We start from the raw sequence: 20,522 nt of genomic DNA, 5'->3' as shown, positions 1-20,522 counted from the left end.
CGTCACTTCCCGTGGTCGGGTTGTATCGGGTCCTTCACCCGTTTGCCGTCGTGCCGGATGGCGGACAGGTGGATGCTGCCGTCGTGGTACTCGTGCCGGATCCGGCGGCAGCCGCAGTCGAAGAACTGGTCACGGATCACCAGGCCGTAGCCGTCGTCGTCGACGAGGCGCTCACCGCCGGACTTCTTCCCGCAGGGGGCGGTCTCGGGGGTGAAGGGGATTCGCGTGCCTGACATCGCCGATCTCCCTAGATAGGCGAAATTTCATGATCAGTCGGGATTCTCCGGGCGAGGCTCGGCCTCGGAGGCTTCGTCGTGCTCGACCCCGTGCTCGACCCCGTGGTCGACCACTGAGGGCTGCTCCGCCTGCTCGCGGGGGTAGTGCAGGTCGAAGGCGGGCCGTTCGGAGCGGATCGGGGGCATGCTGACGAAGTTGTGGCGTGGCGGCGGGCAACTGGTGGCCCATTCGAGGGAGCCGCAGTAGCCCCACGGGTCGTCGAGGGTGACCTTGGGCGCGTGCCTGGCCGTCTTCCAGACGTTGTAGAGGAACGGCAGCGTCGAGGCTCCGAGCAGGAACGCCCCGGCGGAGGAGAACTCGTTGAGCGCGGTGAAGCCGTCGCCCGGGCTGTAGTCGGCGTAGCGCCTGGGCATGCCGAGCATGCCGAGCCAGTGCTGCACCAGGAACGTGGTGTGGAAGCCGATGAACAGCGTCCAGAAGTGCACCTTGCCCAGGCGGTCGTCGAGCATCCGGCCGGTCATCTTCGGCCACCAGAAGTAGAAGCCGGAGAACATCGCGAACACGACCGTGCCGAAGACGACGTAATGGAAGTGCGCGACCACGAAGTACGTGTCGCTGATGTGGAAGTCGAGCGGCGGCGAGGCCAGGATGACCCCGGTGAGCCCGCCGAGCAGGAACGTCACCAGGAACCCGACGGCGAAGAGCATCGGCGTCTCGAAGCTCAGATGGCCCCGCCACATCGTGCCGATCCAGTTGAAGAACTTCACCCCGGTCGGCACCGCGATGAGGAACGTCATGAGCGAGAAGAACGGCAGCAGCACCTGGCCGGTCGGGAACATGTGGTGGGCCCACACGGTCATCGACAGCCCGGCGATGGTGATCGTCGCGCCGACGAGCCCCAGGTAGCCGAACAGCGGCTTGCGGCTGAAGACCGGGATCACCTCGGAGATGATCCCGAAGAACGGCAGCGCGATGATGTAGACCTCGGGGTGGCCGAAGAACCAGAACAGATGCTGCCAGAGCAGCGCGCCGCCGTTCTCGCTGTGGAAGACCTGCGTGCCCAGCTTGCGGTCCGACTCCAGCACCAGCAGCGCCGCGGCCAGCACGGGGAACGCCATCAGCACCATCATGCTGGTCAGCAGCACGGTCCAGGTGAACAGCGGCACCCGGAACATGGTCATGCCGGGCGCCCGCATGCCGATGATCGTGGTGATGAAGTTGACCGAGCCGAGGATCGTACCGAGACCCGACAGCGCCAGGCCCATGATCCACAGATCGCCGCCGATCTGCGGCGAGTACAGCGCCGTCGACAGCGGCGTGTAGGCGAACCAGCCGAAGTCCGCCGCCCCGCCCGGGGTGAAGAACCCGGCCACCACCATCAGCCCGCCGAACAGGAACATCCAGTACGCGACCGCGTTCAGCCGGGGGAAGGCCACGTCGGGCGCGCCGACCTGCAGCGGCATGACCACGTTCGCGAACCCCGCGAACAGCGGGGTGGCGAACAGCAGCAGCATCACCGTGCCGTGGATGGTGAACAGCTGGTTGTACTGCTGCTGGTTGACCAGCTGCATGCCGGGGGAGACGAGCTCGGCCCTGATGACCATGGCCATGAGGCCGGCCACCAGGAAGAACCCGAACGAGGTGATCAGGTAGAGATACCCGATGACCTTGTGGTCGGTCGTCGACAGCCAGGAGGCGAGGACGGTCCCGGTGCGGCGGCGCCTGACCCGCTCGATCGAGGTCTCGCGAACAGTCGTCACGGCTGCTCCCTCCAGTGCGGAGTGCTACCTGCGACGGACCGCTGGACGCCGCCCACCTCAGGCGCGATTCGGCTACCTGCGGCGGACCGCCGGATGCGGCCCACCATGGCCTGCCCCGATCTACCCATTCCACGCCAAGCAGCGCCGCTCGGGAAGACGTTCTTTGACATTCGCACCGGAAGGTTTGACATGCGGGCGCGGCATGCGACCCATGCGTGATCGTCGCTGGTGGATCGGTTGAATCCGGCCTAGCGTTTCCAGGCGTGCCCATGACGCTCGGATTTCACCTGCCCAACGGCTACGCCGGCGCCGACCGGCGCGGCGCCGCCAGGATCGCCGCGCTGGCGGAGGAGCTGGGCTACGACTCGCTGTGGACGGCCGACCACGTGGTCCTGCCCAGCCCCCGGGTCGATCCCTCGCCGCTCGAACCCGGCGCGCCGCTGCTGGACGCCGTGGTCTCGCTGGCGTTCCTGGCCGCGCACACCGAGCGGATCCTGCTGGCCACCGGCTGCGTGGTGCTGCCCCAGCGCGACCCGCTGGTGCTGGCCAAGCAGATGGCGAGCGTGGACGTGCTCAGCGGCGGACGGCTGGTGTTCGGGGCCGTGGCCGGCTACCTGGAGCCGGAGTTGCGCGCGCTCGGCGTGCCCCTGGAGGGCCGCGGCGAGCGGACGGCCGAGTACCTGCGGGCGATGCGCGCGCTGTGGGAGCAGGACGAGCCCGCCTTCCACGGCCGGTACGTCTCGTTCGAGGGCGTCGACGCCCACCCACGCCCGCTCGGACGCGTGCCGGTCGTCATGGGCGGCCACACGCGCGCCGCGCACCGGCGGGCCGCCGAGCTGGCCGACGGCTGGTACGGCTGGATGCTGGGCCTGCGGGCGGCGGCGGCCCAGATCGAGTCCGTACGCGCCGAGGCCGCGGCGGCGGGCACGACCCCGCACATCTCCGTCACCCCGGCCCGCCCCCTCGACCCCGGGACCGTGCGCGCCTACGCGGCCGCGGGGGTGGACCGGCTCATCCTGGCCCACCGGCCCGGGCTGTCCCTGGCGGAGGTGGAGGACTTCCTGCGCCGCAACGCCCCCGGCCGCCTCCTCGCCTGACGCGCCACATGTCCCACATTGCGGATATCCGCGGGCTCACCGGGTGAGGTCTTCTATCCTTCGTAGCCGGACCCGACTTCGGAGGAGAAGATCCCGTGACTGCTCAGGCTGACTACGCCGCCCTCGTCCAGCGAGGGCTCTCGCTCGACCTCACCAGGGGCAAGCCGTCGCCGCGCCAGCTCGATCTCTCCAACGACCTGCTCAAGCTGCCCACGTCCTACCGGGCGGCCGACGGCACCGACGGCCGCAACTACGGCAACCTGCAGGGCCTGACCGAGCTGCGCGAGCTGTTCGCGCCGCTGGTCCAGGTGCCCGCCGGCCAGCTCGTCGTCGGCGGCAACTCCAGCCTGGCCCTGATGCACGACACGATCGTGCACGCGCTGCTGACCAAGGTGCCGGGCGCCGCGCGGCGGTGGGTGGAGGAGCCGGAGGTCACGTTCCTGTGCCCGGTCCCCGGATACGACCGGCACTTCACGATCACCGAGCGGTTCGGGATCAAGATGGTGCCCGTCCCGATGAACGCCGAGGGCCCCGACATGGACGTGGTCGAGCGCCTGGCGGCCGCCGACGCGAGCGTCAAGGGCATCTGGTGCGTGCCGAAGTACAGCAACCCGTCCGGCGTCACCTACAGCGACGAGACCGTCCGCAGGCTGGCCGCCATGCCGGCCGCCGCTCCCGACTTCCGGATCTTCTGGGACAACGCGTACGCGGTGCACCACCTCACCGACACCCCGGACGAGCTGGCCGACCTGCTGGCTCTGGCCGCCGAGCACGGCAACGCCGACCGCGTGTTCGTCTACGCCTCCACCTCCAAGGTGACGCTGGCGGGCTCCGGCGTGTCCTTCTTCGGCTCCTCGCCCGCGAACGTCGAGTGGTTCCTGCACAACACGGGCAAGCAGTCCATCGGCCCCGACAAGCTCAACCAGCTCCGGCACGTCGAGTTCCTGGGCGACCCGGCGGGCGTGGCCGCGCACATGCGGCGGCACGCGGAGCTGATCGGGCCGAAGTTCGAGCTGGTCGACAAGGTGCTGACCGAGCGGCTGGGCGACCTCGGCACCTGGACGAGCCCCGCGGGCGGCTACTTCGTCAGCCTGGAGGTGCCGCACGCCGCCGAGGTGGTGGCCAGGGCCAAGGCCGCGGGCATCGCGCTGACGCCCGCGGGCGCGACGCACCCGTACGGCAAGGACGCCGCCGACCGCACGATCCGGATCGCCCCGACCTTCCCCGGGCTGGACGAGCTGGAGCAGGCCATCGAGGGCCTGGCCGTCTGCGCCCGCGCGGTGGCGGAGGAGCTGGGCTGAGCTAGCGGCCGTTCCTGAAGCCGAAGATGTACTCGCGCGTCTCGCTCGGATGGAACGAGACGCCGACCCCCGGCTCGAACACGACGTTGTCGCGCGCGCAGTAATAGAGGCCCTCCCACACGGCCAGGGCCTTCTCCCTGGCCGGGGCCTCGATGGTGTCGCGCTTCCTGGCGCCGTACGAGCCGAGCACGTTCAGCAGCCCGAGCCCCCAGAACAGGCCGGTCAGGCAGAACGGGGCGAGCAGCACCTCGCCCCACTTGGGGTCCTGGCCCATGGCGATGACCAGCGACACGACCAGGTGCACCAGGGCCGCCACGAGGAGCAGGAGATAGCCCTGGTTCCTGGCCCACGGGGTGTAGTGGCGGCTGGGGAACGACAGCCAGACCGCGAGCTGCGTACGGCTCATGACGTGTTTCGAGGCGCCCAGCGCCGCCGCCGTGGGCAGGTCGGCGACCTCGCGCACGCCGGGCAGCCGCACTCTGCCGATCTTGTACGTGGTCCCGGAGGCCACCGCTCCGGGGACCGCGGCGACCTGGTCGGTCTCCGAACACACCGGGCACCTGACTTCCACCTGGGCAGTTTGGCCTTAAGTAACGACCTGCGCAAACCGGGAGGCGGAGCGTGTCCGGCCGGACCCTCCGGCCGAGTGGTTTCCACCTAAAGTGCATGGTGTGAAGCCGATTGATGCGTTGGTGAGCTCTCTGCCCGAAGGTCGCGTCCTGACCGACCCGGATGTGATCGACTCCTACGCCCGCGACCGGACGTTCGTGGCTCCGGGCAAGCCGCTCGGCGTGGTGCTGGCCGCCTCGCGTGACGACGTGGTCACGACGTTGAGGTGGGCCACCGAGCACCGGGTGCCCGTGGTGCCGCGGGGCGGCGGCTCGGGCCTGGCGGGGGCCGCCGTCGCCGGTGACGGCTCGATCGTGCTCTCGCTGGCCAGGATGAACGCGATCAGGGAGCTCTCCCCCGCCGACGAGATCGCCGTCGTCGAGCCCGGCGTCATCACCGCCGACCTGGACAGGGCCGCCAGGGAGCACGGGCTCATGTACGCGCCGGACCCCTCGTCGTACGAGATCTCCACGATCGGCGGCAACCTGGCCACGAACGCGGGCGGGCTGCGGTGCGTGAAGTACGGCGTGACCAGGGACTCGGCGCTCGGGCTCGAGGTGGTGCTGGCCGACGGCCGCGTGATCGGCACCGGCCGGCGCACGATGAAGGGCGTCACGGGCTACGACCTGACCGGCCTGTTCGTCGGCTCCGAGGGCACGCTCGGCGTCATCACCGCGGCCACGGTCCGGCTCAAGCGGGCGCCCACGGCGCCGCCGGCCACGTTCGCGGCGGAGTTCGGCTCGCTCCGGGACGCGGGCGCGGCGGTGTCGGCGATCATGGCGGCGGGCTGCCAGCCGTCCCTCATGGAGCTGATCGACCGCGCCTCGCTGGAGGCCCTCGACGACTGGCTCAACATCGGGCTCGAACCGGACACGCAGGCCACGCTGATCGGCCAGTCCGACGCCACCGACAGCCAGGCCATGGTCGAGCGCATGGAGCGGCTGTGCCTGGAGAACGGCGCCTCGTTCGTGGCCGTGTCCTCCAGCCCGCAGGAGGCCGAGGAGCTGATCAAGCTGCGCCGGCTGGACTACCAGGCCAAGGAGCGGCTCGGGGCGTGCCTGGTGGAGGACGTGTGCGTGCCCCGGTCCCTGCTGCCCGACATGATCACCGCCATCGAGGAGACGTCCGCGCGGCACGGGGTGAAGATCCTCACGGTCGCGCACGCCGGGGACGGGAACCTGCACCCGGTCTTCATCTTCGACCGCGGCATGCCGGAGCCGCCGGCGGAGGTGTGGGCGGCGGCGGACGAGGTGTTCACGCGCGCGCTGGAGCTCGGGGGCACGCTGACCGGGGAGCACGGGGTGGGCCTGCTGAAGCGGCGCTGGCTCGACCTGGAGTCGGGGCCGGTGGTCACCGAGGTCCAGCAGGGCATCAAGGCGGTCTTCGACCCCCTGGGGATCCTCAACCCGGGCAAGGCGATCTAGCTCTGGCCTGGAGAATCTCGGACTGTGGGCACCTTGACCAAGCCGTGACATTGGGGCCGGAAGCCCGTCCGACCTGCGACGAAGGGCTGACAGCGGCCTGACTTTCTTCGTCAAAACATGAAACTTCTGACAGGTCCGGCAGACGTCCCAACCATCACGCTGGTAGCGTTTTGCCCCATCTAATGGGTTGTAATGGGGGTCCGACGTGAATCAGTTCCAGCCGTTGGCGGCGGACGACCCGCGGCGGCTGGGGGCGTATGAAATCGTCGCCCGGCTCGGCGAGGGCGGCCAGGGTGTTGTCTATCTGGGTAAGAGTGATTCCGGGGAGCAGGTAGCGGTCAAGCTGCTGCACAACGCCCTGGTGGCCGACGCCGACGCCAGGACGAGGTTCCTGCGCGAGGTGGCGGTGGCACAGCGGGTGGCCAGGTTCTGCACCGCTCCAGTGCTCCACGCCGACCTGGATGGCAGCCGTCCGTACATCGTGAGCGAGTACGTCCCGGGGCCGTCGCTGCGTGAGATGGTCATCAACGAGGGGCCGCGGCGGGGTGCGGCGCTCGAACGGCTCGCGATCAGCACGGCCACGGCGCTCGCGGCCATCCACCGCGCCGGCATCCTGCACCGCGACTTCAAGCCCGCCAACGTCCTGATGGGGCCCGAGGGTCCCGTCGTGATCGACTTCGGCATCGCCCGCGCCCTGGACTCGCCCGGCGCGACGGCCACGGGGATGGCCATGGGCACGCCCTCGTACCTGGCGCCCGAGCAGCTCAGCGGGGCCGCGGTGTCGGAGGCGGCCGACGTGTTCGCCTGGGGCGTCACGATGGTGTTCGCGGCGACGGGCAAGCCCGCCTTCGGCGCCGACTCCATTCCCGTGGTGATGAACCGGATCCTCAACGAGGAGCCGGAGCTCGGGCGGATGGAGGGCATGCTCGGGGAGCTCGTCGGCCTCTGCCTCTCCAAGGACCCCGCGCAGCGGCCCAGCGCGGACGAGCTCATCGTCCGCCTCACCGGCCAGCCGGCCCCGAAGTCCGCCATCGAGCCGGTGACGGGCCAGCAGCTGATCGGCGGCGCCGCCGCCGCGGCCGCCGGTGCGGGCGTGGAGGGTGGCGCCCCTGCGGCGAAGGGCCAGGACGTCTACCCGGGTCCCTGGACCCAGCCCACCGGCCCCGTCCCGCCCGTCCCGCAGACGGGCTCGTACGGCCGCCCCGCCGCGGCCGCCGCCCCCATGCCGGGCAACCAGCCCCAGGGCGGCCCACAGCCGGGAACGCCCGGTGGCCCGGGGACCCCCGGTGCGCCTCAGCCCGGGATACCCGCCGGCTCCCAGCCGGGTATGCCCGCCGGGCCGGTCGGCTCCCACCCCGGAATGCCCGGCAACGGCCCGCAGACGCCTCAGAGCGGCCCTCAAGCGCCTCAGGGCGGCCCGCAGGGTGCGGGCGCACCCGGAATGCCACCGCAGCACGGTGCGGCCGCGCAGCACGGTGCTGTCGCGTCCGGGATGCCGTCGCACGGCCCCGGCACGCCTCAGGGCCAGTCGCCCTTCCAGGGGGGAACGCCAGGCGGACCGGGCAGGCCCGGAACGCAGGGCGGTCCCACCCGTCCCGGCGGCCCGTCGGGCCCCGGTGACAGCGCGCCCGCGAAGCAGCGCCGCACGCTGACGCTCGCCCTGTCCGGAGCCGCGGCCGCCGCCCTCCTCGTGGTCGTCGGCGCCGTGGTGGTGCAGGCCAACACCAAGGAAGTCCCGGTGGTGGCCGTCGGCAACTCCTCCAACAAGACCAGCGGCGACGGCTCCGGCGGCGGCCAGCCCGTCGACCCGCCACCCGGCGACCAGACCCCGGTGCCGCTGCCCACGGACACCTCGGTGTCGGTGCCCACCCTGAGCATCGATCCGACGGAGAGCAAGAAGGCCAAGCACACCAAGCGGCCGGAACCCATCGCCGAGGTCCCGAACCCGGTCACCCAGGCACCCCAGCCCCAGACCACCACCAAACGGCCGCAGCCCACGCCCAAGCCGTCCGAGACCAAGACGAAGAAGAAGTCGTCCGACATGGTCGACCCCGAGGTGGAGCCGACGCAGAGCGACTCGAACGGCGAGCCGTCCTCCGACCCGCCGACGACTCTTAGCCCTTCGGGCAAGCCGTCCAAGACGACCACTCCGGGCAAGCCGAACCCGTACCAGGCGACGAGCGTGTGCGGCGCCGGCTACAAGGTCGTCGACTCCCGTTCCATCGCCGGCGGCAACGCCACCGTCTACCTTCTGTACAACACCGGCGCGGGCAAGAACTGCGTGGTCACGATGGCGCGCCTGGTGTTCTCGCAAAAGGTGCAGATGAACGCGATCCTCCAGGTGAAGGGCGGCTCCAGCGGCAGCAACCCCGGCAGCTTCTCCGCCTACGCCGGCCCCGTCCGGCTGCCGGCGAAGCAGAAGTGCGTGATCTGGGGCGGCTCGTGGGGCGGCCAGGTGTGGAAGTCCGGCTGGAGCCACTGCACCTGACGATCTCCCAGTACGACACGTGAATCCATGAGCCGGTGCCCACTCCTAGGGCACCGGCTCATGTGTTGGCGCTCGCGGACGCGCACCACCTCCATGTCCCGGAGATCACCCGGTCCCGCCCGCCACGGCCCGGAACCTGATGACTGGAGCTCGCCGCTGCGTTAGCGTAGTTGACGTGATCGTCAGGTCTTCGGTGCCGACGTCCAGGGGCAGGCGGACGCGGGCCGCGCTCCTGCAGGCTGGGCGGGAGGCGTTCGAGGAGCACGGGTACGACGCCGTGCGGATCGACGACGTCTGCGGGCGGGCCAGGGTGTCCCATGGCACGTTCTACACCTACTTCGACTCCAAGGAAGCGCTGTTCGGCGAGGTCGCGGCGGCCGTGGTCGGGGAGATGTTCGCGGCCAGCGCGGTCGGCGCGGCGGCGGACCCGGACGACCCGTACGCCCGGATCGAGGCGGCCAACCGGCTCTACCTGCGGGCCTGGGCGGCGAACTCGCGGCTGGTGCGGATGGTGGAGCAGGCGGCCACGTCCGAGGAGAGGTTCGGGCGGTTGCTGCTCGAGCTGCGGGAGGTGTTCGTGCGGCGGGGCGCGGAGGGGCTGAAGCGGCTGCAGGAGCTGGGGCTGGCCGATCCGGAGCTGGATCCGCGGCTGACCGCCGTCATGCTGGGCGGGATGGTGGAGCACTTCGCCCACGTGTGGCTGGATCTCGGGGAGCGGGCCGACGAGCAGGTGGCGGTCGATCACCTGACGCGGTTGTGGGCCAGGGCCATCGGGTTGACGGGAACGTCAGGTTTGCGGGAGGAAGGCGCGTGATCAGGAGCAGGCTCGACACCGAGGGCGACGACTATCGCGGGCGCCGCGAGGCCATGCTCGCCAAGCTGGGCGAGCTCGACGCCGAGCACGCCAAGGCGGTGGCCGGGGGCGGCGAGAAGTACGTCGAACGGCACCGCAGGCGCGGCAAGCTCCTGGCCAGGGAGCGGATCGAGCTGCTGATCGACCCGGACTCGCCCTTCCTGGAGCTGTCGCCGCTGGCCGCCTGGGGCAGCGAGTTCCCGGTCGGGGCCGGAATGGTGTCGGGGATCGGGGTGATCGAGGGCGTCGAGTGCGTGATCACCGCGAACGACCCCACGGTCCGCGGCGGCGCGTCGAACCCGTGGACGCTGAAGAAGTCCCTCCGGGCGGCCGACATCGCGCTGCGCAACAGGCTCCCGTACGTGAACCTGGTCGAGAGCGGCGGCGCGGACCTGCCGACGCAGAAGGAGATCTTCATCCCGGGTGGCCAGATATTTCGTGACCTGACCCGGTTGTCGGCGGCGGGCGTTCCGACCATCGCGCTGGTGTTCGGGAACTCCACGGCAGGCGGCGCGTACGTGCCCGGCATGAGCGACTACGTGGTGATGGTGCGGGAACGAGCGAAAGTGTTCCTGGGTGGCCCGCCCCTCGTGAAGATGGCCACCGGGGAGGAGTCGGACGACGAGTCCCTGGGCGGGGCCGAGATGCACGCCAGGACCAGCGGCCTCGCCGACCACCTGGCCCAGGACGAGCACGACGCGCTGCGGATCGGGCGGCGGATCGTCCGTTCCCTCAACTGGCGCAAGCAGGGCATGAGCCCGCAGGCGGCGCGGGAGCCCGGATATCCGTCCGAGGAGCTGCTGGGGATCGTCCCCGAGGACCTGAAGGTGCCGTTCGACCCCCGCGAGGTGATCGCGCGCGTGGTGGACGGGAGCGAGTTCGAGGAGTTCAAACCGCTGTACGGCGCCTCCCTCGTGACCGGCTGGGCGCGCGTCCACGGCTACCCGGTGGGCGTGCTGGCGAACGCGCGCGGCGTGCTGTTCAGCGAGGAGTCACAGAAGGCCACCCAGTTCATCCAGCTCGCGAACCAGTCGCGCACTCCGCTCCTGTTCCTCCAGAACACGACCGGTTACATGGTCGGCAAGGACTACGAGCAGGGCGGCATCATCAAGCACGGCGCCATGATGATCAACGCGGTGTCCAACTCGACCGTCCCCCATCTCACCGTCGTCATGGGCGCCTCGTACGGGGCGGGCAACTACGGCATGTGCGGGCGCGCGTACGAGCCCCGCTTCCTGTTCAGCTGGCCGAGCGCCAAGTCGGCGGTGATGGGCCCGGCGCAGCTCGCCGGGGTGCTGTCCATCGTGGGCCGTGCGTCCGCGCAGGCCAGGAGGCAGGTGTACGACGAGGAGGCCGACGCGGCGATGCGCGCGATGGTGGAGGCCCAGATCGAGGCGGAGTCGCTGCCGTTCTTCCTGTCGGGCCGCCTGTACGACGACGGGGTCATCGACCCGCGCGACACCCGTACCGTCCTGGGCCTGTGCCTGTCGGCCGTCAACAATGCGCCGGTGCCCGAACCGGCGGGATTCGGGGTGTTCCGGCCATGATCACCCGCCTGCTCGTCGCGAACCGGGGCGAGATCGCCCGCCGCGTCTTCCGCACCTGCGGATCGCTCGGCATCTCAACGGTCGCCGTCTTCTCCGACCCCGACGCGGACGCGCCGCACGTGGCCGAGGCCGACCTGGCCGTACGGCTGCCGGGCGCCCGCCCGTCCGACACGTACCTGAACATCGGCCGCATCCTGGACGCCTGCCGCGCCTCCGGTGCGGACGCCGTACATCCCGGATACGGCTTCCTGTCCGAGAACGCGGAGTTCGCGCGGGCCGTGCTGGACGCCGGGCTGGTGTGGGCCGGGCCGCCGCCCGAGGCCATCGCGGCCATGGGGTCCAAGGTCGAGGCGAAGCGGCTGATGGCGGAGGCGGGCGTGCCCGTGCTCCCCTCGCTCGACCCGGAGGCCCCCGGGGAGTTCCCGGTCCTGGTCAAGGCGTCGGCCGGTGGGGGCGGGCGCGGCATGCGGATCGTCCGCGAGGCCGGGGAGCTGGCGCGGGAGGTCGAGTCGGCGCGGCGGGAGTCGACGGCGGCGTTCGGCGACGGGACCGTGTTCGTGGAGCCGCTGCTGGAGAACGCCCGGCACGTCGAGGTGCAGGTGCTGGCCGACCGGCACGGCACGGTGTGGACGCTGGGCGAGCGCGAGTGCAGCGTGCAGCGGCGGCACCAGAAGGTCGTCGAGGAGTGCCCGTCACCGGGGATCTCGGCCGAGCTGCGGGAGCGGCTGTGCGAGGCGGCGGTCAGGGCCGCGCGGAAGATCGGCTATGTCGGGGCCGGGACCGTGGAGTTCCTGGTCAAGGGGGATCGGGTGGCGTTCCTGGAGATGAACACCCGGCTCCAGGTCGAGCATCCGGTCACCGAGCTGGTCTACGGGGTCGATCTGGTGCGGCTGCAGCTCGAGGTGGCCGAGGGGGCCGCCCTGCCCGCGACGCCGCCCGAGCCTGCCGGGCATGCCGTGGAGGTGCGGCTTTATGCGGAGGACGGGGATTATCTGCCGCAGAGCGGGGTGTTGCGGCGGTTCGAGGTCTCCGGGGAGGTGCGGGTGGATTCGGGGGTGGAGTCCGGGTCGGTGATCTCGCCGTACTACGACCCGATGCTGGCGAAGGTGATCGGGTACGGGCGGGTACGAGCGGAGGCGGTGCGGAAGCTGGTCACGGCGCTCCGGCGGGCGAAGCTCCACGGGGTCGTGACAAACCGCGATTTGCTGGTAAAAATCCTGACAAATCATGCCTTCGGGGCGGGTGACACCCACACCGGCTTCCTCGCCCCCGACGGCCCTCTCGACGGCAGCTCCCCGGACGGACCCGGCGAGCTGCCGGTGCTGGCCGCCGCGCTCGCCATGGCCGCCGAGAACCGCCGCCGGGCGACGGTGCTGGCGGGCCTCCCGAGCGGCTGGCGCAACGTGCGCTCCCAGCCCCGCCGGGCCCGCTTCGAGGAGGCCGAGGTGGTCTACGACCCGCTCCCCCAGGGCGTCACCGTGATCAGCGCGGAGCCGTACGAGGTGATCCTGGAACGCGACGGCGTCCGGCACACCTTCGAGGTGGCCCGCTACGACGAGGACGGCAAGGTCTACGTCGACCACGTCGGCGGGTGCGCCGAGCTGACCCCGCTTCCCCGCCTCCCCGAGCCGGTCGAGCACGTCGCGCCCGGCTCCCTGCTGGCCCCCATGCCGGGCAGCGTGCTCCGGATCGAGGTGGAGCCCGGCGACCGGGTGACGAAGGGGCAGCCGGTGCTGGTGCTCGAGGCGATGAAGATGGAGCATCGGATCGCGGCGCCGTCCGACGGCGTGGTGTCGGACGTACACGTCGAAAAGGGCCGGCAGGTCGAAGCGGGCGCGGTGCTGGCGATCATCCAGGAGGAGACTGCATGACGAGCCTGGTGCACAAGGACCTGGCGGCGGGCGTCGCGACCGTCACGCTGGACTCGCCGCCCAACCGCAACGCCCTGTCCGTACGGCTCCTCGCCGACCTGTCCGACCGGCTCCACTGGGCGCTGGCCGAGCCGGAGGCCAGGGTGATCGTGCTGACCGGCACCGGGAACGTGTTCTGCTCGGGCGCCGACCTCAAGGAGCAGAAGGCCTCGGGCGCGGCGGTGACGGCGTCGTTCCCCGACGTACTCACGCTGATCTGGGAGAGCCCGAAGCCGGTCATCTGCCGGCTGAACGGCACGGCGCGGGCGGGCGGCCTGGGCCTGGTGGCGGCGTGCGACTTCGCGATCGCGCCGCTGACGGCGTCCTTCGCCTTCTCCGAGGTACGGCTCGGCGTCGTGCCCGCCATGATCTCGGTGCCGGTGCTGCGCCGGGTCGAGCCCCGGGCGGCGGCCGAGTACTTCCTGACCGGCGAGGTGTTCGACGCGGCCCGGGCGGCGGAGATCGGGCTGCTCTCGCGGGCCGTCCCGGAGGACGAACTGGACGCGACGGTCGCGCACTACGCCGAACTGCTGGTCAAGGGCGGCCCAGAGGCGCTGGCCATCGCGAAGCGGATGGTGCGGGAGGTGCCCGCGCTGTCGTTCGAGGAGGGGCTGCGGCGGATGACCGAGCTGTCGGCCGAGCGCTTCACCTCGGAGGAGGGGCAGGAGGGCATCGCGGCGTTCAGGGAGAAGCGGCCGCCCAGGTGGGCCGCCCGATGACGCTGCGGATCGCGAACTGCAGCGGCTTCTACGGCGACCGCCTCTCGGCCGCCAGGGAGATGGTCGAGGGCGGGCCGATCGACGTGCTCACCGGCGACTGGCTGGCCGAGCTGACCATGCTCATCCTCGCCGGGAACCGCCTCAAGGGCCGCCCCGGGTACGCGCCGACGTTCCTCCGGCAGCTGGAGGACGTCCTGGGCCCTTGTCTCGATAAATCCATCAAAATCGTGACGAACGCCGGCGGCCTGGACCCGGCCGGCTGCGCGGAGGCCGTACACGACCTGGCCACCCGCCTCGGCCTCTCCCCCACGATCGCCCACATCACGGGCGACGACCTCACCGGCCGCCCCCTGGACCTGACCAACGCCGACACCGGCGAACCCCTCACCGCGACCCCCCTGACCGCGAACGCCTATCTCGGCGGCCGCCCCATCGCCACCGCCCTCGCGGCGGGCGCGGACGTGGTGGTGACCGGCCGCGTGACGGACGCCGCCCTGGTGACCGGCCCCGGCATCTGGCGGTACGGGTGGGGGCCCGGCGACCTGGACCAGCTGGCGGGCTCGGTGGTGGCGGGACACGTCATCGAGTGCGGCTGCCAGGCGACCGGCGGGAACTACGCGTTCTTCCAGGACGTACCGGACCTGGCGCACTGCGGCTTCCCCATCGCCGAGCTGAACGCGGACGGCTCCGCCGTGATCACCAAGCACCCCGGCACCGGCGGGCTGGTCTCGGTCGGCACGGTCACGGCGCAGCTCGTGTACGAGCTCGGGGGCCCGCGCTACCTGGGGCCTGACGTGGTGGCCCGCTTCGACACGATCACGCTCACGGACGACGGGCCCGACCGCGTCCTGATCTCGGGCGTCCGAGGCGAGCCGCCACCCGACACCCTCAAGGTGGCCGTCAACTACCTGGCGGGCTACCGCAACACGATGACCCTGGTGCTGACGGGCCTGGACGTGGCGGCCAAGGCCCGGGCCGCCCAGGACACCCTCTGGGCCCGCGTCCCCCGGGACTCGTTCGACCGGGTGGACGTGGAGCTGACGGACTCGGGCCTGCTGCGGATCACCGTCATGGACGCCGACGAACGCCGGGCGGGACGCGCGTTCTCCTCCGCCGTGGTGGAGACGGGGCTCGCCAGCTACCCGGGCTTCTACGCCCTCACCCCACCGGGCAACGCCACACCGTACGGGGTCTACTGGCCCGTCCTCGTCCCCGCCTCGGGCGTCCACCCCCGCATCTTCCTCAACGGCAACGAGCTCCTTCCCACCGCCCCCGACACGCCAGGAGCCGGGCCCGCGGCCGGGAGCGGCGGTCAGGGGCTCCTGCCTCCAGGCGCGGCGGAGACGGCCGGCACAGCAGGCGACGCAGCCGAAGCCACCACCTCACACCCCGCACCGGCCGTCCTCTCAGCGCCGGGTCGGCGGGACGCGGCACCACGCGGCCCGGCGCCTACGAACGGTGGCCAAGGGGCCGAGAGCGCCACCAACGACGGGCAAAGGGCCGGGAGCGGCGGGCAGGGGCTCGGGCCCTCAGGCGCGGGGCAGGCGTCGGTGGTCGGGGCTCAGGTGCGGGTGCCGTTGGGGTGGATTGCCGGGGCGCGGTCCGGGGACAAGGGCGGGAACGCGAACCTGGGCGTCTGGGCCGACACCCAGGAACGGTACGACTGGCTGGCCGCCCACCTCACCCCCGACACCCTCCAACGCCTCCTCCCGGCCCTCGCCCCGCACCGCGTCGACCGCTACGAGCTCCCCAACATCAAGGCGCTCAACTTCGTCATCCACGGCCTCCTCGGCAGGGGCGTGGCCGCGAGTCCCAGGATGGACCCGCAGGCGAAGGCGTTGGGTGAGGAGCTGCGGGCGAAGGAGGTGGACATACCTCCGCACCTACGCGATTGATCGCCAGCCCAGCAGCCCCGCCCCGAGGAGCCCGGCACGTACGCCGAGGGACGACGCCACCACCTCCGGTGCCCGCCGGAAGGCGAGCCGCCCCGCCAGCCGCTCCCGCAGCGGCACCAGCAGCGCGTCGCCCGCCAGCGAGACCCCGCCCCCGATGACGATGCGCGCCGGGTCGAGCACCAGGGTGTACGTGGCCAGCGCCAGGGCGAGCATGTCCACAGCCGACGACCACACCTCCGCCGCCCGCTCGTCCCCCTCGGCGGCCAGGCGCACCACGTCCGCGGAGGTGCCCGATCCGTAGCGTGCCGCGATGGCCCCGCCCGACGCGTACGCGGCCAGGCACCCGCGCTGCCCGCACCCGCACGCCAGACCGTCGGGCCGGACCGGGATGTGACCGATCTGCCCGGCGAAGCCGCCGGCTCCCCCGTACAGCGAGCCCGACAGGACGACCGCGCCCGCGATACCCGTACCGATGGGGAGGAACAGGACGTCGTCCCCGCCCGTCCCGAAGGCCAGTTCGGCCTCCCCTGCCGAGCGGACGTCGTGCCCGAGCGCCACCGGCAGGTCCACGTCCGCGAACGACGAGACGGGCACGTCCCGCCACCCGAAGGCCGCGGAGTAGACGGCGTGGGTGGGCGTGACCAGCCCCGGCACCGCCAGCCCCACGGCGAGCGGGCGGCGCCCGGCGCGGGGCCGCGCGAGGTCGGCGACGAAGGCGGAGATGGCCGCGATCACCTGGTCGGCGCCGCGAGGCGTCGCACGTCGCTCGAAATGCAGAATTGTCCCGTCGCGGGCGACAAATCCGCCTTTGAAGGTGGTACCGCCGACATCGACCGCGACGACGTAATCCAATCGTGCCATCGTGCCATCGTCCCCTAGGGTGCAACCATGGCCATCCGCCGCCTCACCCACGAGGACCTTGACGACTGCACCCGCCTGGCCAAGGACCGCGACTGGCTCCCCGAGCGCCACAAGTGGGGCCTCCTGCTCGAGGTCGGCGAGGTGTACGGCATCGACGCCCCCGACGGCGACGGCCTGGCCGCCACGAACGTCCTGACCTGCTACGGCGACGACCACGCCGTGATCAGCATGGTCCTCACCGCGTCCAGGTACGCCAGGCAGGGGCTGGCCCGCCGGCTCATGGAGCACGTGATGGAGCGGGCCGGCAGCCGTACGGTCTCCCTCTTCGCCACCGACAACGGCCGCCCCCTGTACGAGCAGATGGGGTTCCGGACCGTCGGCGGGGTCGTCAAGCACACGGGCGTGTTCGCCGGCGAGCCGTCGGGCCGGACCCGCCCGGCCACGGAGGCCGACCTGGACGAGATCGTGAACCTGGACGCGGAGCTGTTCGGGACGGACAGGTCGGCGCTGCTGCGGCGGATGTTCGGCTTCGGCGAGCGGGTACGGATCGCGGACGGCGGCTTCGGCCACTGCTGGCGCAACGACGACAACACCGTGATCGGCCCGGTCGTGGCGCGGGACGAGGAGACCGCACGGGCGCTGATCGCGGACCTGGCGCTGGACGTGGGCGGCGAGGTGCGCATGGACCTGGACGAGGCGATGGACGGCCTGGTCGCGTGGGCGGTCACGCACGGCATGGGCGCCCCGTGGCGGACCGCGAGGATGGTGCACGGCGGCGACCTGCCGGGCGAGCGCGCCTGCCAGTTCCTGCCGTTCATGCAGGCGCTGGGCTGACCGGACGGCGTCGGGTTGACCGGGTGTGCGGCGCTCTCGTAGGGTCGGGCGACCAGAATATGATTCTGCCGAAGGGCGATCATGACCTCCACCCACATCGACGTCAGCGCCATCGACCTCGCCGCGCTCGGCACGTGGATGGACGCCCAGGGCCTGCCCGGCGGCCCGATCACGGGCGTCGCGCCGGTCCTGGGCGGCACGCAGAACGTCATGGTCCGCTTCGAGCGCGGCGGCCGCCCGTACATCCTGCGTCGGCCTCCCCTGCACGCCCGCAGCAGGAGCAACGAGGTGCTGCGCCGCGAGGCGCGGGTGCTGGCGGCGCTGCGCGGCACACCCGTGCCCGCGCCCAGGCTGGTGGCCGCGCAGACCGAGCGGGAGCCGGTGTTCTACCTGATGGAGCCGGTCGACGGGTTCAACCCCTCGACGGGCCTGCCGGAGCCGCACGCCTCCGACGCCGCGATCAGGCACCGCATGGGGCTGGAGGCCGCGGCCGCGCTGGCCGAGCTGGGGCGGGTCGATCCGGGGGTGCTGCCGGGGTTCGGCAGGCCGGAGGGGTTCCTGGAGCGGCAGGTGCCGCGCTGGCTCAAGGAGCTCGACTCGTACGGCGAGCTGGACGGCTATCCGGGCCCCGACATTCCGGGTCTGCCCGAGACGGCCGACTGGCTGGCGCGCAACCTGCCCCGGACGTTCACCCCGGGGATCATGCACGGCGACTACCACTTCGCGAACCTGATGTTCGCCTGCGACGGCCCCCGCGTGGCCGCGATCGTGGACTGGGAGATGAGCACGATCGGCGACCCGCTGCTCGACCTCGGCTGGCTGCTGGCCACCTGGCCCAGTAACAACGGCCACGTCCCCGGGCTGCCGGAGCCGCGCGAGCTCATCGAGTACTACGCGGCGCTGTCGGAGCGCGACCTGTCGGCCGTCGGCTGGTACGCGGTGATGGCCTGCTTCAAGCTCGGCATCGTCCTGGAGGGCTCGCACGCGCGGGCGTTCGCGGGAAAGGCACCAAAGGACATAGGGGACGTACTACACGAAACCACCCTGCAACTGTTCGAACGGGCACATCAGTTTATGGACGGCGTTCTCGGCTGATTTCCGGAAAAACGATCACTTCTTAACCCCCGAGTCGTACAATTGCGCGCAATTGCACCTGTTATCGGGGAAGGATCGTCATGCGAATGCGGTTCCTCGGCTCCACCTCGGAGGCGGGCGCCTGTCCCACCCTGTACGAGACCGACCGCGGCACCATCGTCGTGCAAGGTCTGCAAGTCACCGACGCGGAGGCGCTCGCGGACCTCCGTGACGTGCTCGACGGCGAGACCGCGGTCGAGGTTCCGCGCGAGCTCATCACCGAAATCGCCCGCCGGGTCCTCCCCGACGGCCCGGCAACCGCTTTCCCGACCAGCGGAGGAACACCCTCGGCCACCGCTTGATCACAATTGCGATTGACACTGGCATGATCCACGCAAGCAGGGCTAGCCTCTTGCGGCGTGACGTCGTTTCAGCAGGCGCGCATCGACCTCGGCGGCCAGTTACGACAGCTGCGCGAAGCCGCGCATCTGTCGGGCAAGGAGCTGGCCCAGCGGCTGGGCTGGCAGCCGTCCAAGGTCTCCCGCCTGGAGAACGCCCGGCAGACCGCCACGGAGGATGACGTGGTCGTGTGGGCGCAGGCCGTACGCGCCTCGCCCGACACGACCGACGAGCTCATCAGGCAGGCCATCGCGCTGCTCGAACGGCACGACGACTGGAAGCAGCGCCACCGCAGCGGCCTGGCCGCCCTCCAGGAGGACATCCGCGACCTGGAGGCGCGCACGAAGCTCTTCCGCGTGTTCGAGCCTGGCATCATCGTGGGCCTGCTGCAGACCTCCGAATACGCCAGGCACGTCTTCCGCAAGGTCAAGCGCCTCTACAGCGCGGCCGACCAGATCGACGCGGCGGTGCGGGTGCGGATGCAGCGCCAGGAGATCCTGTACGACCGGACGCGCACGTTCAGGTTCGTGGTGACGGAGGCGGCACTGCGTACCTCCCTCGCCCCGCCCGAGGTGATGCGCGGCCAGCTCGACCGATTACTCGCCGTCAGCACGCTGCCGAACGTCGAGTTCGGCGTGATCCCGTTCAGCACGGAGCTGCCGTCGAGCCCGATCAACGGCTTCTGGATCTACAACGAGGCCATGGTCGGCGTGGAAACCATGACGAAGGACCTGATCCTTCGCGATCCCGATGACATCGGCTTCTACGTCCGGGCCTTCGATGACTATGCGAAGGTGGCGGAGTTCGACGAACCCGGGCGGGAGGTCATCATCGGAATTCTTCACGATTACCGCAAACAAACATCACATTAACCGCAGCAATTGCTTGCCTCCCCACCCAAGATCGTGCAATTCTGTCGCGAGACGTTGCGGAGGTGACGCATGATGCTTGATACCGCGCTCTGCCTCGAGCGATTCGCCTGGCACGCAGGTCGTCACGCTGACCTGACCATCCAGAGCCTCGCCCTGTCGAGCGACCCGGCCTACGTGTCGGTCCGCAATCGCTTCTCGGCCACGCTGGCGGAGACGGTGACGTGCTCGGACGAGGGCGCGTACATCACCTCGTGGGGCTACCGCCTGGGCACCGCCGAAGACGTCGAGTCCGCCGCCGCCCGCCTCGCCTTCCTCCTCGCCGCCCTCCCCGCCTGACTCTTCCCGCGCTCGGCCCGAAACACGGCTTACGGCCTCCGACGCGGATTTTCGGCCCTGCGCCCCGCAGCCACCACCAACTGGCCCCGGCACGCGCCCTCCGGCAGGGAGTCCCACCACGGGCACACCGCCCACACCCACGCCCCAGCGCCTCAGGACGCCTCTCGCGCCGACCGGGCGGGCGAAGGCGGGTAGGAAGGTCGCAACGCCCCTTTGGACGCCGCCCGATGCCGCCCGCCCGTCTCCCGGGTACGCGGTCGCGGGCGGCAGTACCGGGTCGGCGGCTCAGCGGACCGCGCCGAGCCG

The 20,522-nt window shown here is 71.2% G+C and carries 18 protein-coding genes; 14 read left to right on the top strand and 4 right to left on the bottom strand.

The genetic code is table 11. The features are described from left to right. Positions 1-2: 2 nt before the first annotated feature. Complete coding sequence (locus tag ACIHFD_RS03450; protein WP_350722223.1) at positions 3-236, bottom strand: hypothetical protein; 234 nt, start codon at positions 234-236, stop codon at positions 3-5. 33 nt (positions 237-269) lie between these two features. After that, positions 270-1,997 carry a cytochrome c oxidase subunit I gene (ctaD, locus tag ACIHFD_RS03445; protein WP_397365374.1) on the bottom strand — a complete coding sequence of 576 codons (1,728 nt, stop codon included), beginning with the start codon at positions 1,995-1,997 and terminating at the stop codon, positions 270-272. Between the two features lie 269 nt (positions 1,998-2,266). Here ctaD and ACIHFD_RS03440 point away from each other — a divergent pair, with 269 nt between their 5' ends. Continuing rightward, the gene (locus ACIHFD_RS03440; RefSeq protein WP_397365373.1) at positions 2,267-3,094 is read left to right on the top strand and encodes a TIGR03619 family F420-dependent LLM class oxidoreductase; all 828 of its coding nucleotides are present in this window, start codon (positions 2,267-2,269) and stop codon (positions 3,092-3,094) included. A gap of 95 nt (positions 3,095-3,189) precedes the next feature. Beyond that, a complete protein-coding gene (locus ACIHFD_RS03435; protein WP_397365372.1) occupies positions 3,190-4,395 on the top strand; it encodes an aminotransferase class I/II-fold pyridoxal phosphate-dependent enzyme in 1,206 nt (401 codons plus the stop codon). Between the two features lies 1 nt (position 4,396). On the opposite strand, the gene ACIHFD_RS03430 is transcribed toward ACIHFD_RS03435, so the two are convergent. Continuing rightward, positions 4,397-4,966: a hypothetical protein gene (locus ACIHFD_RS03430; protein ID WP_364239148.1), complete on the bottom strand. Its 570-nt coding sequence runs from the start codon at positions 4,964-4,966 to the stop codon at positions 4,397-4,399. A 100-nt stretch (positions 4,967-5,066) separates the two neighbouring features. Here ACIHFD_RS03430 and ACIHFD_RS03425 point away from each other — a divergent pair, with 100 nt between their 5' ends. The 7 genes from ACIHFD_RS03425 (at position 5,067) to ACIHFD_RS03395 (ending at position 15,840) form a co-directional block, all read left to right on the top strand. Beyond that, positions 5,067-6,428: an FAD-linked oxidase C-terminal domain-containing protein gene (locus ACIHFD_RS03425; RefSeq protein ID WP_350722232.1), complete on the top strand. Its 1,362-nt coding sequence runs from the start codon at positions 5,067-5,069 to the stop codon at positions 6,426-6,428. Positions 6,429-6,633: 205 nt separating this feature from the next. Continuing rightward, the gene (locus ACIHFD_RS03420; RefSeq protein WP_397365371.1) at positions 6,634-8,916 is read left to right on the top strand and encodes a protein kinase; all 2,283 of its coding nucleotides are present in this window, start codon (positions 6,634-6,636) and stop codon (positions 8,914-8,916) included. A 175-nt stretch (positions 8,917-9,091) separates the two neighbouring features. After that, positions 9,092-9,730 carry a TetR/AcrR family transcriptional regulator gene (locus ACIHFD_RS03415; protein WP_397365370.1) on the top strand — a complete coding sequence of 213 codons (639 nt, stop codon included), beginning with the start codon at positions 9,092-9,094 and terminating at the stop codon, positions 9,728-9,730. Positions 9,731-9,783: 53 nt separating this feature from the next. Continuing rightward, positions 9,784-11,316, top strand: coding sequence for an acyl-CoA carboxylase subunit beta (locus tag ACIHFD_RS03410; RefSeq protein WP_397365472.1), 1,533 nt, complete (start codon positions 9,784-9,786; stop codon positions 11,314-11,316). Beyond that, complete coding sequence (locus tag ACIHFD_RS03405) at positions 11,313-13,187, top strand: biotin carboxylase N-terminal domain-containing protein (protein ID WP_397365369.1); 1,875 nt, start codon at positions 11,313-11,315, stop codon at positions 13,185-13,187. Before ACIHFD_RS03410 ends, ACIHFD_RS03405 begins: the two co-directional genes overlap by 4 nt. Next, the gene (locus ACIHFD_RS03400) at positions 13,184-13,945 is read left to right on the top strand and encodes an enoyl-CoA hydratase-related protein (protein WP_397365368.1); all 762 of its coding nucleotides are present in this window, start codon (positions 13,184-13,186) and stop codon (positions 13,943-13,945) included. The genes ACIHFD_RS03405 and ACIHFD_RS03400 overlap by 4 nt, the downstream gene beginning before the upstream one ends. Then, the gene (locus ACIHFD_RS03395) at positions 13,942-15,840 is read left to right on the top strand and encodes an acyclic terpene utilization AtuA family protein (RefSeq protein WP_397365367.1); all 1,899 of its coding nucleotides are present in this window, start codon (positions 13,942-13,944) and stop codon (positions 15,838-15,840) included. The genes ACIHFD_RS03400 and ACIHFD_RS03395 overlap by 4 nt, the downstream gene beginning before the upstream one ends. On the opposite strand, the gene ACIHFD_RS03390 is transcribed toward ACIHFD_RS03395, so the two are convergent. Continuing rightward, positions 15,829-16,701, bottom strand: coding sequence for an ROK family protein (locus ACIHFD_RS03390; protein ID WP_397365366.1), 873 nt, complete (start codon positions 16,699-16,701; stop codon positions 15,829-15,831). The two genes, ACIHFD_RS03395 and ACIHFD_RS03390, sit on opposite strands and share 12 nt — an antisense overlap. 27 nt (positions 16,702-16,728) lie before the next feature. Here ACIHFD_RS03390 and ACIHFD_RS03385 point away from each other — a divergent pair, with 27 nt between their 5' ends. The 5 genes from ACIHFD_RS03385 to ACIHFD_RS03365 all read left to right on the top strand — a co-directional run bounded on the left by ACIHFD_RS03385 (position 16,729) and on the right by ACIHFD_RS03365 (position 20,216). Continuing rightward, positions 16,729-17,535 (top strand): GNAT family N-acetyltransferase, encoded by an 807-nt coding sequence (locus ACIHFD_RS03385; protein ID WP_397365365.1) that lies wholly within the window; start codon positions 16,729-16,731, stop codon positions 17,533-17,535. Positions 17,536-17,616: 81 nt separating this feature from the next. Next, entirely contained in the window at positions 17,617-18,630 is a 1,014-nt protein-coding gene (locus ACIHFD_RS03380) for a phosphotransferase family protein (RefSeq protein WP_397365364.1), read from the top strand. Positions 18,631-18,710: 80 nt separating this feature from the next. After that, the gene (locus ACIHFD_RS03375) at positions 18,711-18,971 is read left to right on the top strand and encodes a hypothetical protein (RefSeq protein WP_364239165.1); all 261 of its coding nucleotides are present in this window, start codon (positions 18,711-18,713) and stop codon (positions 18,969-18,971) included. A gap of 57 nt (positions 18,972-19,028) precedes the next feature. Beyond that, on the top strand, positions 19,029-19,880 hold the full coding sequence (locus ACIHFD_RS03370; protein ID WP_363965403.1) for a helix-turn-helix transcriptional regulator: 852 nt from the start codon (positions 19,029-19,031) through the stop codon (positions 19,878-19,880). Positions 19,881-19,949: 69 nt separating this feature from the next. Beyond that, a complete protein-coding gene (locus ACIHFD_RS03365; RefSeq protein ID WP_397365363.1) occupies positions 19,950-20,216 on the top strand; it encodes a hypothetical protein in 267 nt (88 codons plus the stop codon). Positions 20,217-20,522: the final 306 nt, after the last annotated feature.

Source organism: Nonomuraea sp. NPDC051941 (assembly GCF_044593615.1).
This window is presented reverse-complemented; position numbering and strand designations above follow the sequence as displayed.

Coding starts and splice junctions, on each gene's coding strand:
- ACIHFD_RS03395 (WP_397365367.1), top strand. CDS start 13,942: ATGACGCTGCGGATCGCGAACTGCAGCGGCTTCTACGGCGACCGCCTC.
- ACIHFD_RS03375 (WP_364239165.1), top strand. CDS start 18,711: ATGCGAATGCGGTTCCTCGGCTCCACCTCGGAGGCGGGCGCCTGTCCC.
- ACIHFD_RS03390 (WP_397365366.1), bottom strand. CDS start 16,701: ATGGCACGATTGGATTACGTCGTCGCGGTCGATGTCGGCGGTACCACC.
- ACIHFD_RS03450 (WP_350722223.1), bottom strand. CDS start 236: ATGTCAGGCACGCGAATCCCCTTCACCCCCGAGACCGCCCCCTGCGGG.
- ACIHFD_RS03385 (WP_397365365.1), top strand. CDS start 16,729: ATGGCCATCCGCCGCCTCACCCACGAGGACCTTGACGACTGCACCCGC.
- ACIHFD_RS03405 (WP_397365369.1), top strand. CDS start 11,313: ATGATCACCCGCCTGCTCGTCGCGAACCGGGGCGAGATCGCCCGCCGC.
- ACIHFD_RS03440 (WP_397365373.1), top strand. CDS start 2,267: ATGACGCTCGGATTTCACCTGCCCAACGGCTACGCCGGCGCCGACCGG.
- ACIHFD_RS03380 (WP_397365364.1), top strand. CDS start 17,617: ATGACCTCCACCCACATCGACGTCAGCGCCATCGACCTCGCCGCGCTC.
- ACIHFD_RS03400 (WP_397365368.1), top strand. CDS start 13,184: ATGACGAGCCTGGTGCACAAGGACCTGGCGGCGGGCGTCGCGACCGTC.
- ACIHFD_RS03365 (WP_397365363.1), top strand. CDS start 19,950: ATGATGCTTGATACCGCGCTCTGCCTCGAGCGATTCGCCTGGCACGCA.
- ACIHFD_RS03410 (WP_397365472.1), top strand. CDS start 9,784: ATGCTCGCCAAGCTGGGCGAGCTCGACGCCGAGCACGCCAAGGCGGTG.